Below are 17,015 nucleotides of genomic sequence, written 5' to 3' on the forward strand. Positions count from 1 at the left end.
CATTCGTCCGGGATCGTGGATTATCCTGCCACGAATGACAACGACGTCACCCCGCGCGCAGCAATCGAACCGCTTCGTCACGCTCGAACAGGTAAAGCAGATGGCGCAATGCCTCGCCGCGCACATCGGTGAGTTCGGGGTCCCGGGCCACGACAAGCGCGGCGTCCCGCCGTGCCGCCTCCAGAAGATCGCCGTGTTTTTCGATGGAGGCCATGCGCCAGACCGGCGCGCCGCTCTGGCGCGTGCCGAGCACTTCACCTTCACCCCGCAGCTTCAGATCCTCCTCGGCGATGCGGAAGCCGTCTTCCGTCTCACGCATGATCTCGAGCCGCGATTTCGCCACTTCACCCAGCGGGCCCTTGTAGAGCAGGAGACAGGTGGACGCGCGGTCGCCACGACCGATGCGCCCGCGCAGCTGGTGCAGTTGCGCAAGGCCGAAGCGTTCGGCGTGTTCGATCACCATCACGGTCGCCTCAGGCACATTAACCCCGACCTCGATCACGGTCGTCGCAATCAGGATGGGCGTTTCGCCACTCTGGAAGCCGGCAAGGGCAGCGTCCTTGTCGGTTCCCTTCATCTGCCCGTGAACCAGAGCCACTCGTCCCGGGAAAGCTTCCGCAAGATGAGCGAAACGATCCTCCGCCGCCGCCACATCGAGGGTTTCGGATTCACTGACCAGCGGGCACACCCAGTAGACCCGGGCGCCGTTGGCGACAGCCCGACCCACAGCGCCAACCACTTCATCCAGGCGTTCCAGAGCGATGAGGCGCGTATCGATGGGCTTTCGGCCGGCCGGCTTCTCATCCAGGGCGGAGACATCCATGTCGCCGAAGTAGGTCAGCACCAGCGTGCGCGGGATCGGTGTGGCGGTCATGACGAGCACGTCGACCGCATCGCCTTTGGCCGCCAGCGCAAGGCGCTGGTGAACACCGAAGCGGTGCTGTTCGTCGACCACGGCAAGGCCCAGCCGGCTGAAGACGACATGTTCCTGAAACAGCGCGTGAGTGCCGACAAGGATATCAACCTCTCCCGCCGCCACTGCCTGCAGGATCTCGGCACGCTCGCGGCCCTTCTCCCGCCCTGTCAGAAGACGGATGCGGAGGCCCACTTTCTCGGCGATCGGCGCGATGGTCTCCAGGTGCTGGCGGGCAAGTATTTCGGTGGGCGCCATCATGGCGGACTGGCCGCCGGATTCCGCCACATAGGCCATGGCCATGAGGGCAACCACCGTCTTGCCGGAACCCACATCACCCTGGAGGAGGCGGAGCATCTTCTTCGGCGCCGCCAAATCCTGATGAATGTCGGCAAGGGCTCGCTCCTGGGCACCGGTCAGGGCATAGGGCAGGGCCTGACTGATTGCTTCCACCAGCACGCCCGTCCCCGTCCGTGAGATGCCAGGCTGTGCGCGAAAGCGTGCCCGGACAAGCGCGAGCGCCAGCTGGCTTGCGAGAAGCTCGTCATAGGCAAGCCGCAACCGTGCCGGGGCTTCCTCACCAATATCTTCTGGCGCTTCCGGCAGGTGCAGGGTCTTCAGAGCGGAAATAAAGTCGGGCCAGCGTCGTTGCTTCAGAAAGGCCGTATCGAGCCACTCCGGCAGAGGATGCACTCCATCCAGAGCCTGCCGTATCGTCCGACCAACGCCGGCGCTGGTCAGGCCTTCGACCAGGGGATAGGTGGGTTCGCACAGCGGCAGCTTGGCAAGCCCTGCTTCATCGAGGATGCGATCGGGATGCACCATCTGGAGCATCCCGTCATACATCTCCAGCTTGCCCGACACCCAGCGCCGCGCGCCCGGCGGCAATTCCCGCTGAAGATAGGCCTCGTTGCCGTGGAAGAACACGAGGGTGATCCAGCCGGTGCCGTCTGAGCCGGTGACACGGTATGGCCCACGCCGCCCGCGTGGCGGGGCGCGGTGCTCCTCCACTTCGATCTCGACCGTCACCACCGTATCCGGCTGCGCCTCGGCCAGCGTCGGGCGGATGCGGCGGTCGATGCTCCCGGTCGGCAGGTGGAACAGAAGGTCACGAACGCGGGGCTCGGGCCGATCGAGCAGACGCGTGAAATTCTTAAGGACCTTGGGACCGACGCCGGTGAGGCCGGAGAGTGAGGCGAAATAGGGCGTCAGAGCATGTGGGCGCATGGAAAACGTCCTACAGCGGCGCGTGACGTGCTGCAATCGACCACTCACTGGTGAACCAATCCATGGCCTGACGTTTTATCTTCCCTGCGCATTTTTCTGCACCGGGCGCCAGAACTCTGGCGCGACAGGGGCAAGCCTATTATCTACCGCGGCATTGAAATTGAAGGATGAGACTATGACCGGCACCTCACGATCCAGCGAAGGGCTTGATCCGGCGCGGCGACGGATACTCTATCGCGCCTGGCACCGCGGCACTCGTGAGATGGATCTCGTCATGGGCCGCTTCGTCGATGCGGAGCTGGACAATCTCACCGACGAGGACGTAGCCGACATGGAACGCATGATCGATGCGCAGGACCATGACCTCTACGAATGGATCCTTGGCAAGACAGCTGTTCCGGCCGATCATGACACGCCTGTTTTCCGGCGGTTGCGCGCCTTCTATGCGGGCTTCAAGCCGGACGCCAAGGCATGAAGACACTTGATCTCATCACCGACCTGCTGGACGGCGGGCACCGGTCGCTGTCACGCGTGCCGGAAGGTCTTGACGCGCTCGTCATCGCCGACCTCGCCCGCGGTCAGGCGCGGCAGAACCGGGACGCGCCGGCGGCGGTGCTCCATGTGGCGCGGGACGGTGAGCGGCTCGCCGCCATCGAACGGGCCTTGGGGTTTTTCGCGCCTGATATCGAGGTGCTTCCGTTTCCCGCATGGGACTGCCTGCCATACGACCGGTCGTCACCAAACGCTGCCGTCACCGCACGGCGGATGACGACGCTGGCGCGTCTGGCGCGCACCAAGCAGGGCGACATGCCGCGCGTTGTGCTGACGACCGCAAACGCGGCTGTCCAGCGGGTTGCAACACGCGGCTTCATGGCAGCGCAGAGCCTTTCCATGGCGCCGGGCAACGCTATCGACACGAAGGATTTGACAGCCTGGCTTGAGGACAACGGTTATCTTCGTGCCGGCACCGTACGCGATACCGGCGAATATGCCGTTCGCGGCGGCATCGTCGACCTTTTCCCGCCAGGCCTCGCTGAGCCGGTGCGGCTTGATTTCTTCGGCGACACGCTGGAATCCATCCGGACCTTCGATCCGGAATCGCAGCGGTCGATCGGCCAGATGCGCGCGCTCGATCTCGTGCCGACCAGCGAGGTGCAGCTCACCACCGAAACCATCCGGCGTTTCCGGCAGAACTACGTCTCGCTCTTCGGCGCACCGACGCGCGACGATCATCTTTATGAGGCGGTAAGCGAGGGACGCCGTCATCCCGGACTCGAGCACTGGCTGCCGCTGTTCTACCGCGACCTGGAGACGCTGTTCGATCATGCGCCGACAGCCGTGGTGTCGCTGGACCCGCTGGTCGACGACGCCATCGGCGAGCGGCTGACGCAGATCGCCGACTATTACGACGCGCGCCATGAAGCCTTGACGCGAGGTGAGGGGGCCTATCGGCCGCTGCCCGCCGAGAAGCTCTATATGACGCCGGACGAATGGCGGAGCCGCCTGGACACGCGTGGCGTCGTGAAGCTGTCGCCGTTCGAGGCGGCGGCTGAGGGGAACTCCGTGGACTTTCAGGGTCGGCGCGGGCGGGACTTTGCCCCCGAGCGCGGCGACCCTGCCGCCAATGTCTTTGACGCGGCGGTCGGCCATATCGAAGACCTCAGGAAACAAGGCAAGCGGATCATCATCGCCAGCTGGAGCGAAGGCTCACGCGAGCGCCTGGCGTCCGTCCTGGAAGATCACGGCCTCACCAGCGGCAAGACTGTCGGCCGCTTTTCCGATGCGCAGGCCCTCCCGGCCAAGACGCCAGCCTTCGCGGTGCTCGGGATCGAGCAGGGATTTGAAACGGATGATCTGGCCGTCATTGGCGAGCAGGACATCCTTGGCGACCGCCTGGTGCGTGGCCGCCGCAAGACAAAGCGGGCGCAGGATTTCCTAACGGAGGTCACCAGCCTTTCCGCCGGCGATCTCGTGGTCCATGTCGACCACGGCATCGCCCGCTTCGTCGGCCTGAAAACCATCGAGGCCGCAGGCGCTCCCCACGATTGCCTGGAGCTCGTCTACCATGGCGGGGACAAGCTGTTCCTTCCCGTGGAGAACATCGAGCTCCTCTCGCGCTACGGATCGGAAGATACCGAGGCCACGCTGGACCGGCTCGGCGGCGCCGGATGGCAGCAACGCAAGGCCAAGCTGAAACAGCGCATCCGCGAGATGGCGGGCGAACTCATCAAGGTGGCCGCCCAGCGCGCCACCCAGGAGGCGCCGCGCATGACCATGCCCGACGGCCTCTACGACGTGTTTGCCGCACGCTTTCCTTATGACGAGACCGATGACCAGCAGACCGCCATCGATGCTGTTCTGGACGATCTCTCATCCGGCCGCCCGATGGACCGGCTGGTGTGTGGCGATGTCGGCTTCGGCAAGACGGAGGTGGCTCTGCGCGCGGCCTTCGCCACGGTCATGAACGGCAAGCAGGTGGCAGTCGTTGTCCCGACGACGCTACTGGCTCGTCAGCATCACAAGACCTTCGTGGAGCGTTTCCGCGGTCTTCCGGTGACGGTGGCCCAGGCATCCCGGTTCGTCCCCGCAGCGGAACTTAAGAAGACCAAGGAAGGGCTCGCTGACGGCAGCGTCGAGATCGTCGTCGGCACCCATGCGCTTCTTGGCAAAACCATCAACTTCAAGGACCTTGGCCTTGTCATTGTCGATGAGGAGCAGCACTTCGGCGTGTCTCACAAGGAGCGGCTGAAGCAGCTCAGGGCCGAGGTCCATGTGCTGACGCTGACGGCAACACCTATACCGCGCACGCTGCAGCTCGCGCTGACGGGCGTGCGGGAGCTTTCCCTCATCACGACACCGCCGGTGGATCGCCTCACGGTGCGCACCTTCATCAGCCCCTTCGACCCGCTGACCGTTCGCGAGGCGCTGCTGCGTGAACGCTATCGCGGCGGGCAAAGCTTCTTCGTTTGCCCTCGCATCGATGACATCGCGGAGGTGCGTCACTTCCTCGAAACGCAGGTTCCTGAGGTCAAGGTCGCGGTCGGCCATGGTCAGATGGCGGCGGGCGAGCTGGAGGACGTCATGTCGGACTTCTATGATGGCAAGTTCGACGTGTTGCTGTCGACCTCGATCGTGGAGTCCGGCCTCGATATCCCGAACGCCAACACGTTGATCGTCTACCGTGCAGATATGTTCGGTCTCGCCGCGCTCTATCAGTTGCGGGGGCGTGTCGGCCGGTCCAAGGCGCGCGCCTATGCGCTGTTCACGACGCCGGAAGGAAAGGCGCTGACACCGACGGCGGAGCGCCGGCTAAAGGTGCTGCAGTCTCTCGATACATTGGGAGCCGGCTTCCAACTGGCATCCCATGATCTGGACATCCGCGGGGCCGGCAACCTCCTTGGCGACGAGCAGTCGGGCCACATCCGCGAGGTGGGCTATGAGCTCTACCAGCAGATGCTGGAAGAGGCTGTCGCCTCCCTACGTGATGGCATCGATGGGGCCACCGCGGACCAATGGTCGCCTCAGATCACCATCGGCACGCCGGTGCTGATTCCGGAGACCTATGTCGAGGATCTTCAGCTCCGGCTTGGCCTCTACCGCCGCCTCGCGTCGCTGGAGACGGAAGACGAGATCAACGGCTTTGCCGCCGAGCTCGCCGACCGCTTCGGTCCACGGCCGGAGGAGGTCGACCATCTTCTCAAGGTCATGGCGATCAAGGGCCTGTGCCGTCGCGCCAATGTGGAGAAGGTCGATGCGGGCCCTAAGGGCGTGGTGCTGACCCTGCGAGACAATTCCTTCGCCAACCCGGAAGGTCTTGTCGGCTACATTGGCCGCGAAGGGGCCAACGCGAAGATCCGCCCCGACATGAAGATCGTGCTGAAGCGTGACTGGGACCGCCCTGTCGATCGGTTGCAGGGCACCCGCAGTCTGCTGCGGGATCTCGTGAAGATCGCGGAGACGAAGAAGGCGGCGTGAGACACGCCGCCTTACTGCACCGACAGCAGAAGACGAGACAAAATGCCTAGGTTTTTCAACCTAGGCATTTTAGCCTATCATTATTTTCCTATGGCAATATCAAGCCCCAGGTCGAGGCAGGGTGCCGAGTGGGTCAGCGCTCCCACAGAAATCATGTCGACACCGGAGCCTGCGATGGCAGCGACGGTGTCGAGGTTCACGCCGCCGGAGGCCTCAGCCACCATACGTCCGTCGATGCGGCGGACGGCTTCAGCCAGGACGTCGGGCGTCATGTTGTCGAGGAGAACCGCGTCCGCGCCCTCCTGAAGCACTTGGTCCAGCTGATCGAGCGTGTCGACCTCGATCTCGATTTTGACGAGGTGCCCGACGCTTGCCTTGGCGCCCCGAAGCGCTGCAGCCACGCCGCCAGCCACGGCGATGTGGTTGTCCTTGATGAGCACGGCATCATCGAGCCCGAACCGATGGTTCATGCCACCGCCGCAGCGCACCGCGTATTTTTCAAAAACCCGCAGCCCGGGCGTTGTCTTGCGGGTGCAGCAGATATGCGCCTGCGTCCCGACGACCTTGGCTGCGTAAAGAGCCGTGAGGCTGGCGATGCCGCAGAGCCGGCCGGTGAAGTTCAGCGCCACGCGTTCTGCCGTCAGGATGGCTCTGGCGTTTCCTGCCACCGTCAGGACATGATCGCCACGCGTGATCGCAGCCCCGTCATTGAGGTGAACGGTGACGGAGAGTTCGGGATCGAGCGCGCGAAAGGCGGCGACGGCAAGATCGACACCCGCAATCACGCCGGGGCCGCGCGCTGCCATGACGGCAGTGGCGCGAGCATCCCCGGGGATCGTGGCGCTGGTGGTGACATCGCCGGCGCGGCCGAGATCCTCCAGCAGCGCCTCCTCGACAGCGCGCCTGACGAGAAGCGGATTGAGGGGCGGGATCATGGTCACTCCTTCACGGCATCGGCGATCGCGAAAGCCTCATCGAGGAAGATGGGCTGGCGCGTGGCAAGGGCGGGATCGGCCTCGGGATAGTCGGAGCGATAGTGCCCGCCGCGGCTTTCCTTCCGGCGCAGAGCGGATGCGGTGACGAGCAGCCCGGCCGTGGCCCGGTTGCGGATGTCGGCGCCTCGCGCCTCACGCGCCCGGCCGGCGAAATATTTCGCGGCATGGGCAAGGCCGTCACCGGTACGTATCACGCCGGCGTGGTTGCTCATCACCTGGCGCAGGTCGGCGACTTCATCCGATGAGCCGGTGGCCGCGGCTGCCGAGGCACCGTTCTCGGACCGGGACCAGACCGCCGGCGCTGAAGCTGGCAGAAGGCTCTCGATGTTCTCGGCCACACGAGCGGCAAAGACGATGGCTTCCAGAAGCGAGTTCGAGGCCAGGCGATTGGCGCCATGCGCGCCGGTGCAGGCCACTTCGCCGCAGGCCCAGAGGCCATCGAGCGAGGTCCGGCCATCCGCGTCAGTCAGCACGCCACCCATGTGATAATGCGCCGCCGTGGCGATAGGTATGGCCTGCGTTACAGGGTCGATTCCAGCTGAGCGGCATGCCGCGGTGATCGTTGGGAAGTGCTCGACGAAATGCTGTCCGATGGCCTCACGGCAGTCAAGGAAGGCGCCCCGGCCGGACACGACCTCCGCGAACACGCCGCGCGCGACAATGTCGCGGGGGGCAAGTTCGGCATCGGGATGCAAGGCCTTCATGAAGCGCTCGCCGGCGCTGTTGATCAAAACGGCGCCGTCGCCGCGCAATGCTTCGCTAGCGAGAGGAGCGGGATCCCGCCCCACATCGATGGCCGTGGGGTGAAACTGGACGAACTCCGCATCCATAATGGCCGCACCGGCGCGAGCGGCAGCGGCGAGCCCCGCTCCGAAGGCTTCCGGCGGATTGGTCGTCACCGAAAAGAGCTGCCCGATGCCGCCTGTGGCCAGCACCACGGCGCGTGCCGGGATGGCGACGCGTCCCCGCGGGCCGTGTGCGATCAGGCCGGTGACATAGCGGCCCTCGGTCGTCAGTTCCTCCAGCGTCACGTGCTCCAGCACCCGAATGGAGGGCGTCCGCCGCACGGTGGCGACCAGCGCCTGCATGATGGCGCGGCCGGCACCGTCTCCCTTGACCCGCACGATGCGCCGCGCGTTGTGGGCAGCCTCGCGCGAGAGAGCCAATTTGCCCTCGATGTCGCGATCAAACGGCACGCCATAACTCAGGAGATCCTCGATGCGTCGCGAGGCCTCGTTGGCAATGAGATGGGCGATGGCGTGATCGACCAGGCCGGCGCCGGCGGCGATGGTGTCGCTGGCATGTGCTTCGGGTGTGTCGCCTTCGCCGATGGCGGCGGCGATGCCTCCCTGAGCCCAAGCGGAGGAGGCTCCTTCACCGATGGGCGCGGTGGTGACGATGGTGACCGGCCGGGGAGCGAGTTTCAGGGCGCAGAAGAGCCCCGCAAGGCCACCACCGACGATAACGATCTCGTCGAGGCCGGCCCAGCTCTCTGGCTGCAGGGAAATGCCGTCGTCGGAAGAATTGGGCATGGACGCGCCTTCAAGGCTTCGTCATGCCCGGCGCTGGGCCGGGTATCCGCCGGTGCAAGGGCAGGGGAACCGCCCGATGGCGCTTGCGGATGGCTGGGCACACCGGCCCAGCCATGACACGGGGGAGGGACTTCAGATCTTCAGGTTCACCATGCGCTCGACCGAGCGTCGAGCCTTGGCGGCCACGATGGGATCCACCACCACCTCGTCGGTCATATAGACGAGGCTGTCGAGAATCTTCGGCAGCGTGATGCGCTTCATGTGCGGGCAGAGGTTGCACGGCCGTACGAACTCCACGTCCGGCGCCTCGGCCATGATGTTGTCCGCCATGGAGCATTCGGTCACCATGACGACCCGCTTCGGACGCTTGGTTTTCACGAAATCCGCCATCTTCGCCGTCGAGCCGGAGAAGTCGGCCTCCTTGATGACGTCCTGCGGGCATTCCGGATGGGCAATGATGACCACCGAAGGGTCATCCGCCCGATAGCGGCGCAGCTCTTCGCCGGTGAAGCGCTCATGCACTTCGCAGGCGCCATGCCACTTGATGATCTTGACCTTGGTCTGGGTCGCAACCCAATCGGCCAGATACTGATCGGGGAGGAACAGGACACGATCCGTGCCGAGACTCTCCACCACCTCCACCGCGTTGGACGAGGTGCAGCAGATGTCGGCCTCTGCCTTCACCTCGGCCGAGGTGTTGACGTAGACCACCACCGGCACGCCGGGATATTTCGACCTAAGGAGGCGGATGTCCTCGCCCGTGATGGACGAGGCCAGCGAGCAGCCGGCGCGCGCGTCCGGGATCAGCACCGTCTTCTCGGGGCTGAGGATCTTGGACGTCTCGGCCATGAAGTGGACGCCGCCCTGGATGATCACATCGGCGTCGACCCTGGCCGCCTCGCGCGCCAGCTGAAAGCTGTCGCCGACGACATCGGCCACGCAGTTGTAGATTTCCGGCGTCTGATAATTATGCGCCAGGATCACGGCGTTGCGCACCTTCTTCAGGTCGTTGATCGCCTTCACGTAAGGGGCGAAGAAGGGCCATTCGACCGAGGGCACCACCGATTTGACCTTCTCGTAGAGATGCGCCGTTTCGGCCGCAACCTCGGGCGTGAAGGCCAGATCAGGCATCGGCAGGATGCCAAACCGTTCCGCGGCGCTGGGCGCCGTGCGAGGCATTTCCAGAGTGGCAAGAGCGGGGGTCATCGAACCCTCCTTAATTATGCTCAACTAGAGCATATCTCTCTTCAAAAAAAACCGGCGACGGTGCGTGCCGGTTCCTCAGGCACATAAGCCTTTTTGCTGAGCATTACCAGTGCCGATTGTCATTATTTCGCAATATCGCCTTTCGTGATGAATTGATGATCATCTTTCATTGTCGGTGATTTCCGCTGGTGCTTTATGATGGATCGATCCATCCCGCGAGGCCGCATGATGCACGCTCCAACATCTCCATCCGCCGGGTGGCGAACACCCGCCGTCATCCTGTTCTGCGGCTGCCTGATCGCCATGATTTCCTTCGGCCCGCGCTCTGCCATGGGCCTGTTCATGACGCCTATCTCCGGCACCAACGGATGGGGACGCGATGTCTTCGGTCTCGCCATCGCCCTGCAGAACCTTGTCTGGGGAATAGGGCAACCCTTCGCGGGAGCCGTGGCGGATCGATTCGGTCCCATGCGCGTCCTGATGGCCGGCGGCCTTCTTTATGCGGTGGGCCTCGCGCTCATGGCGAGTTCCTCCACGCCCCTGACGATGGATCTTACAGCGGGCGTGCTCATCGGCCTCGGTCTGTCGGGGTCATCCTTCAACCTGGTGCTCGGTGCCTTCGGGAAGCTTCTTCCTACCTCATGGAGGCCCGTCGCGCTTGGAGCGGGCACCGCCGCCGGCTCGTTCGGGCAGTTTCTCTTCGCGCCGCTCGGGATCTCCCTGATCAACAGCTTCGGCTGGCAGGGTGCGCTTCTGATCTTCGCATCGCTGATGCTGCTCATCGTACCGCTCTCGGTGGCGCTGGCGACGCGGCGGACAGCCTCGGCCGATGGCTCCGCGGTGACCTATGTGCCACCGTCGCAGTCGATCAAGCAGGCGCTGAGGGAGGCTTTCGCCGAACGCTCCTATGTGCTGCTGGTGCTGGGCTTCTTCACCTGCGGATTTCAGCTTGCCTTTATAACCACCCACCTGCCGCCCTATCTCGCTGACAAGGGCATTTCCGCGAGCATTGGCGCCTGGACCATCGCCATGATCGGACTGGCGAACATCGTCGGCTCTCTCTCGGCCGGCTGGCTGTCCGGCCGCAGGTCAAAGCGCCTTCTGCTTGTCTGGAACTACTTCGCCCGAGGGCTCCTCATCACCGCCTTCATCTTGCTGCCGACGACGCCGGCGACCTCTATCGCCTTTGGCGTCCTTATCGGCATTCTCTGGCTCTCCACGGTGCCACCAACGTCGGGCCTCGTCGCGCTGATGTTCGGCACCGGCTATATGACCATGCTTTACGGCTTCGCCTTCTTCAGCCATCAGGTCGGCGCCTTCTTCGGGGTCTGGCTTGGCGGCGTCCTCTATGAGACAACGGGCTCCTATGACCTCGTCTGGTGGTTTGCGGCGGCACTGGGTTATGCCTCGGCGCTGATCAATCTGCCGATCAAGGAACAGCCGGTGGCGCGTCTGGCCGGCAGCGCGGCCTGAAACGCCCCGAGCCTTTTCGGTTGCCTTTGGCCGCTGCCGCGCCAAAAACCGACATAGGTGATGAAAGGAACGGTCATGAGCAGCTTTCGGGCCCTTCAGGTCTCCAAATCGGATGCCGGCCAATCGGTGAATGTGGTGGATTTTGCCGAATCCGACCTGATGGATGGCGACGTGACGGTGCGGGTGGAATATTCCACCATCAACTACAAGGATGGGCTCGCCATCACCGGCAAGCTCCCCGTCGTGCGGCACTGGCCCATGATCCCCGGCATCGACTTCGCCGGAACCGTGGAAAATTCCACCCACCCGAAATTCAAGGCCGGCGACAAGGTGATCCTCAACGGCTGGGGCACGGGTGAGACGCATCTCGGCGCCTATGCCGATCGCTCACGGGTCAAGGGCGATTGGCTGGTGCGCCTGCCGGAGGGAATGACCACGGCGGAGGCCATGGCCATCGGCACCGCCGGCTATACGGCCATGCTCTGCCTTCTTGCGCTCGAACGGCACGACATAACGCCCGATCGGGGCCCCGTTGTGGTGACCGGCGCGGCGGGCGGGGTCGGCAGCATCGCGATCTCGCTCCTGTCGAAATTGAACTACCATGTCGTCGCCGTGACAGGCCGCACGTCGGAAGCGGACTATCTCACGGGACTTGGTGCGGCCGAAATCATTGATCGCGCGGAACTGGCGGGCGAACCACGCCCGCTCGGCAAGGAGCTCTGGGCCGGCGCCATCGACGCAGCGGGCTCGGTCACGCTTGCCAATGTCATTTCCATGATGCAGCGGGGTGGATGCGTAGCCGCCTGCGGCAATGCCGGGGGAATGGATCTGCCGACCTCCGTTGCGCCATTCATCCTGCGCGGCGTGGCTCTGATCGGCATCGATTCGGCTTATGCGCCGCTGCCTTTGCGCGAGATGGCCTGGGCCCGCCTCGCACGTGACCTCGATCGGGCAAAGCTTGCATCGCTCACGAGCACGATCGGCTTCAATGACATCGTCGAGACGGCCACCGCCATCACCGAAGGCAAGGTGCGCGGCCGCGTCGTCGTCGACATGAGCCGTTGAATAATCTTGCTCTCATCCTTACGTCGTCGCACTCAAACATCCTCGTGGAGAAGGTTCAGTCATGACTGACAAGCTGAAGGTCGCGGTCCTAGGTGCTTCCGGATACACCGGATCCGAACTCGTGCGCCTTTTGCTGCGTCATCCGCGCGTCGAATTGACGGCGCTGACGGCCGATTCCAGGGCCGGGAAGGGCATGGCTGAGGTCTTCGCGCAATTTTCCGGGATCAATCTTCCAACACTGGTGAAGATCGACGAGCTCGACCTCGGCGGCATCGATGCCATCTTCTGCGCCCTGCCTCATGCGACGACCCAGATCGTCCTCAAGGATCTGCTTGCGAAAAAGCCGTCGCTGAAGATCGTTGATCTCTCCGCTGACTTCCGGCTTGAGGATCCCGCCGCTTACGAAAAGTGGTATGGGCACGCCCATCAGGCGCTCGACCTGCAGCAGGAGGCGGTGTTCGGCCTCGTCGAGCTCTACCGTGACAAGATCAAGGGTGCGCGGCTCGTCGCCAACCCGGGCTGCCATACCACGACCTCGATCCTGCCCATCGTCCCTCTGCTGAAGGCCGGCACCATCGATGCCGACGAGATCGCCATCGTCTCCGCCACCGGGATGTCGGGGGCCGGACGCGCCGCCAAGGAGGCGATGCTGTTCTCAGAGGTCTCGGAGGGCATCAATGCCTATGGCGTCGGCAACCATCGGCACACCTCGGAATTCGACCAGGAGTATTCCAAGGCGGCGGGCCACAAGGTGGAGGCGAGCTTCACGCCGCTGCTGGTCCCCATGAATCGCGGCATCCTGGGCACGATCCACGTGCGCGGCGACGCCCGGAAACTGCATGATGTCCTGAGCAAGACCTATGCCGGCGAGCATTTCATTACGGTGCTTCCCTTCGGGCAGACGCCGCACACGCGGCATATCCGTGGCTCGAACCACGTTCAGATCGGCGTCGCCGCCGATCGTCGCGAGGGCAGGGCCATCGTTATCTCCGCGCTCGACAATCTGGTGAAGGGAGCTTCCGGGCAGGCGATCCAGAATCTCAACGTGATGATGGGCTGGCCCGAGACGACAGGCATCGACCAGATCGCGCTCTTCCCCTGATCAAGGCTCAGGCCGGAACCTTCACATAGCTTCCGGGCGCCGGCTCCAGGCTTTTGTAACGGCCGCCGCCGATCTTCGGCGGCGCCCCTTGTGCCTCGTCGAGATCGGCCAGCCATTTGCGCCAGTCCGGCCACCAGGAGCCGGGATGCTCCTTCGCCTTGTTCAGCCATGCATCATAGCTGCCCTTGGGCGCGGGCCCGGTCCAATACTGATATTTATTGCGCTCCGGCGGGTTTATGACACCGGCGATATGGCCTGAGCCGGAGAGAACGAAACGGACCGGGCCACCAAACAGCGTCGCGCCCAGGAACGCTGATTTCGCAGGGGCGATATGGTCCTCGCGGGTGGCCAGCTCGTAGACCGGCACCGTCACCTTGCCGATGTCGAGCTGGACGCCGGCGATTTCCATCAGCCCGCGCGCCAGCATGTTCTGATCATAGCAGTTCTTCAGATAGAACAGGTGATTGGCGGCGGCCATCCGGGTTGAATCGGAGTTCCAGTGCAGGAGGTCGAAGGGTCGTGGCTGCCGGCCCTTGAGATAGTTGCTGACGACATAGGACCAGATGAGGTCGTTGGGCCGCAGCATGTTGAAGGCCGACGACATATGGCTGCCCTCAAGGAAGCCCGCCTCGTTGATCTTGCGCTCCAGGGACTTCAGCTGGTTCTCGTCGACGAAGCACTGAAGATCGCCGGAATGGGTGAAGTCGACCTGGGTGGTCAGGAAGGTCGCGCTTGCGGCGCGCTTGTCTCCGGTCGCCGCCATATAGGCGAGCGTCGCGGCAAGGAGGGTGCCGCCGACGCAATAACCCACCAGATCGGCCTGCTTGAGGCGCGTCGTCTTCAACACCACGTCGAGCGCCGCCAGCACGCCTTCCTGCATATAGCTGTCGAAGCCCTTGAGGGCGTGCCGTGCATCCGGATTGACCCAGGAGATCACGAAGACGGTCAGGCCGCTGTTGACGGCCCAACGGATGAAGCTCTTCTCCGGCGTCAGGTCAAGCACATAGAATTTGTTGATCCACGGCGGGACGATCAGGAGCGGGCGGCGTCGCACCTGGGGCGTCGTCGGTTCATATTGGATGAGCTGGATCAGATCGTTCTGAAATATGACCTGTCCTGGTGTCGTCGCCAGATTGACACCCACCTCGAAGGAGGCGCGGTCGGTCTGCCGGATCTTGAGCTCGCCACGGCCGGCGGCGATGTCCTCGGCCAGCATCTGCATGCCGCGCACGAGATTTTCGCCCTTCTGGGCCATGGTTTCCTTGATGAGCTCCGGATTGGTCAGCACGAAGTTCGAAGGTGCCACGGCGCTGCCGATCTGGCGGACATAGAAATGGGCCTTGGCCCGCGTCCGTTCATCGATGCCTTCCGCCTCATTGACCATGGTTTCGGCCCAGCGGGTCGTGTGCAGATAGGCCTGCTTCAGAAAATCGAAGAAGGGATTGGTCGACCAATCAGGGTCCTGGAACCGGGCATCCCTGGATTCGGGCTCGACAACAGGCGCGACCTCTTCGCCATTCATCTTGCGCAGCGTCGACGACCACAAATCGAAGTAACCGCTGACAAGGGAGCGCTGCGCATCCAGTGTCTTGTGCGGGTCCGACAGCCAGGTTTCGGCGACCTGGCCCAGGGTCTTGACCACATCGGCCACGCCATCGGAAAGGGAGTTATTGTTTTCACCGGTCTCGCGCGGCCGCACATAGGCCGCCATCGCCTTGCCGCCTTCCTCGACAAGCCGTGCCATGTTCTTCGCGAAAACGTCGTAATCCGGTTCTGGCGGCACCTTGCCGCCGGACTCGTCTGTCGCCACCCTGTCGTCTCCTCGGCGGCGGTTTTCTCCGCCACATGATTCCACTTTGCTATATATGTGCCCGCCGGGCTACCAGGGGAGGCAGGACATGCCGCATCTGAAATATTTTCTGTTGCCGATTGGCGCCGTGACGCTTGCAGCGTGCGTAGGTCCCAAGGTCGAAGTGCCGCCGCCGCCGGCCATCGCGGAAGAGGCCCGAACCCCAAGCCTGGCAGCGCCTCCCTACCACCGCCGGCATAATCCGCTGACGCGGCAGGAGCGGCTGCGCGTGGAAGACGATCTTGCCCGACAGGCGGTCTCACCGGCGCCGCCGCCCCGGAGATAGGCGCGCCGATCAGGAAGCCTTAGAATTTCCGCAGATAGGGTGTAAGAAGAATGGCCGCGCGATCCCCGCGCGTGCCCTAGCCAAGGTGCCCGAGGACACCCCCATGACCGAGTTTCATTCCATCAGACGACTTCCCCCTTATGTGTTCGAACAGGTGAACCGGGTTAAGGCCGCCGCCCGTCGAGCCGGGGCCGATATCGTCGACCTCGGCATGGGCAATCCGGATCTGCCGACGCCTGAACACATCACTGAAAAGCTGATCGAGAACGCACGGCGCCCGCGCACCAACCGCTATTCCGCTTCCAAGGGCATTCCAGGCCTTCGCCGCGCGCAGGCCGCCTATTACGAGCGCCGCTTCGGCGTCAAGCTCGACCCGGACACCCAGGTCGTGGCAACGCTTGGCTCCAAGGAAGGCTTCGCCAACATGGCGCAGGCCATCACGGCGCCGGGCGATGTGGTGCTGGTGCCCAACCCCAGCTACCCCATCCACGCCTTCGGCTTCCTGATGGCCGGCGGCGTGATCCGCAATGTGCCGGGAACACCGGGGCCGGAGTTCTTCCACGCGCTGGAGCGCGGCGTGACGCACTCGATCCCCAGGCCGATCGCGGTAGTCCTCTGCTATCCGTCGAATCCCACCGCCGAGGTGGCCGACCTTGAGTTTTATGCCGATGTCGTGCGCTTCGCGAAGAAGCACGACCTCATCGTGCTGTCGGACCTTGCCTATTCGGAGATTTACTTCGACGGCAATCCGCCGCCGTCGGTGCTCCAGGTTCCGGGCGCCATGGACGTGACGGTCGAATTCACCTCGCTGTCCAAAACCTACTCCATGCCCGGCTGGCGTGTCGGTTTTGCGGTCGGCAACACACGGTTGATCGCCGCCCTGTCGCGCATCAAGTCCTATCTCGATTACGGCGCCTTCACGCCGATCCAGGTGGCGGCCGCGGCAGCCCTCAACGGACCGGACGATTGCATCACCGAGGCACGGGAGATCTATCGCAAGCGGCGAGATGCGCTGGTCGAAAGTTTCGGCCGGGCAGGGTGGGATATACCCGCCCCCAAGGCATCCATGTTCGCCTGGTCACCGATCCCGGAGAAGTTTGCGAGCCTCGGTTCGGTGGAGTTTTCAAAGCTCCTGATCGAGAAGGCGGATGTCGCCGTCTCGCCCGGCGTCGGCTTCGGTGAGCATGGCGACCAATTCGTTCGCATCGCGCTGGTGGAAAACGAGCACCGCATCCGCCAGGCGGCGCGGAATGTGCGCCGTTTCCTTGAAAGCGCCGATCAAACATTGCACAACGTTGTTCCTATCGCTGCCACGCGCTGACCTCGCGGCATAATCATGCCCGGGCCTCGGCGCCCGGGCATCCCACGACTTGCCACGACCCGATCGGGTCC

General features: G+C 63.9%; 12 protein-coding genes. 7 read left to right on the forward strand and 5 right to left on the reverse strand.

Annotated features, from left to right (window positions below):
- Positions 1-46: 46 nt before the first annotated feature.
- Positions 47-2,140 carry an ATP-dependent DNA helicase RecG gene (gene recG, locus IEV58_RS11330; RefSeq protein WP_188409840.1) on the reverse strand — a complete coding sequence of 698 codons (2,094 nt, stop codon included), beginning with the start codon at positions 2,138-2,140 and terminating at the stop codon, positions 47-49.
- Between the two features lie 175 nt (positions 2,141-2,315).
- On the opposite strand from recG, the gene IEV58_RS11335 reads away from it, so the two are divergent.
- Both IEV58_RS11335 and mfd read left to right on the forward strand, forming a co-directional pair.
- Positions 2,316-2,615 (forward strand): FAD assembly factor SdhE, encoded by a 300-nt coding sequence (locus IEV58_RS11335; protein WP_188409841.1) that lies wholly within the window; start codon positions 2,316-2,318, stop codon positions 2,613-2,615.
- On the forward strand, positions 2,612-6,115 hold the full coding sequence (gene mfd / locus IEV58_RS11340; protein WP_188409842.1) for a transcription-repair coupling factor: 3,504 nt from the start codon (positions 2,612-2,614) through the stop codon (positions 6,113-6,115). The genes IEV58_RS11335 and mfd overlap by 4 nt, the downstream gene beginning before the upstream one ends.
- 80 nt (positions 6,116-6,195) lie before the next feature.
- Here the strand turns inward: mfd and nadC are convergent, their stop codons facing one another.
- The 3 genes from nadC to nadA all read right to left on the reverse strand — a co-directional run bounded on the left by nadC (position 6,196) and on the right by nadA (position 9,821).
- Positions 6,196-7,050 carry a carboxylating nicotinate-nucleotide diphosphorylase gene (nadC, locus tag IEV58_RS11345; RefSeq protein ID WP_188409843.1) on the reverse strand — a complete coding sequence of 285 codons (855 nt, stop codon included), beginning with the start codon at positions 7,048-7,050 and terminating at the stop codon, positions 6,196-6,198.
- Positions 7,051-7,052: 2 nt separating this feature from the next.
- A complete protein-coding gene (locus IEV58_RS11350) occupies positions 7,053-8,642 on the reverse strand; it encodes an L-aspartate oxidase (RefSeq protein ID WP_188409844.1) in 1,590 nt (529 codons plus the stop codon).
- A gap of 132 nt (positions 8,643-8,774) precedes the next feature.
- Positions 8,775-9,821: a quinolinate synthase NadA gene (gene nadA / locus IEV58_RS11355; RefSeq protein WP_371873623.1), complete on the reverse strand. Its 1,047-nt coding sequence runs from the start codon at positions 9,819-9,821 to the stop codon at positions 8,775-8,777.
- A 252-nt stretch (positions 9,822-10,073) separates the two neighbouring features.
- Between nadA and IEV58_RS11360 the strand changes: the two genes are divergently transcribed.
- From IEV58_RS11360 to argC, 3 genes are all read left to right on the forward strand, one after another.
- Positions 10,074-11,321, forward strand: coding sequence for an MFS transporter (locus IEV58_RS11360; RefSeq protein ID WP_229729370.1), 1,248 nt, complete (start codon positions 10,074-10,076; stop codon positions 11,319-11,321).
- A 75-nt stretch (positions 11,322-11,396) separates the two neighbouring features.
- Positions 11,397-12,386, forward strand: a complete 990-nt coding sequence (gene acuI, locus IEV58_RS11365) for an acrylyl-CoA reductase (NADPH) (RefSeq protein ID WP_188409845.1) — start codon at positions 11,397-11,399, stop codon at positions 12,384-12,386.
- A gap of 61 nt (positions 12,387-12,447) precedes the next feature.
- Positions 12,448-13,488 (forward strand): N-acetyl-gamma-glutamyl-phosphate reductase, encoded by a 1,041-nt coding sequence (gene argC, locus IEV58_RS11370; RefSeq protein ID WP_188409846.1) that lies wholly within the window; start codon positions 12,448-12,450, stop codon positions 13,486-13,488.
- Positions 13,489-13,495: 7 nt separating this feature from the next.
- On the opposite strand, the gene phaC is transcribed toward argC, so the two are convergent.
- A complete protein-coding gene (gene phaC, locus IEV58_RS11375) occupies positions 13,496-15,298 on the reverse strand; it encodes a class I poly(R)-hydroxyalkanoic acid synthase (RefSeq protein WP_308791180.1) in 1,803 nt (600 codons plus the stop codon).
- A gap of 88 nt (positions 15,299-15,386) precedes the next feature.
- Between phaC and IEV58_RS11380 the strand changes: the two genes are divergently transcribed.
- Positions 15,387-15,623, forward strand: a complete 237-nt coding sequence (locus IEV58_RS11380; RefSeq protein ID WP_188409847.1) for a hypothetical protein — start codon at positions 15,387-15,389, stop codon at positions 15,621-15,623.
- Positions 15,624-15,726: 103 nt separating this feature from the next.
- Positions 15,727-16,944, forward strand: coding sequence for an LL-diaminopimelate aminotransferase (locus IEV58_RS11385; protein ID WP_188409848.1), 1,218 nt, complete (start codon positions 15,727-15,729; stop codon positions 16,942-16,944).
- The last annotated feature ends 71 nt before the right edge of the window (positions 16,945-17,015 follow it).

Origin of the sequence: Agaricicola taiwanensis, from assembly GCF_014635245.1 — a bacterium.
Taxonomy (GTDB): Bacteria; Pseudomonadota; Alphaproteobacteria; order Rhizobiales; family Methylopilaceae; genus Agaricicola; species Agaricicola taiwanensis.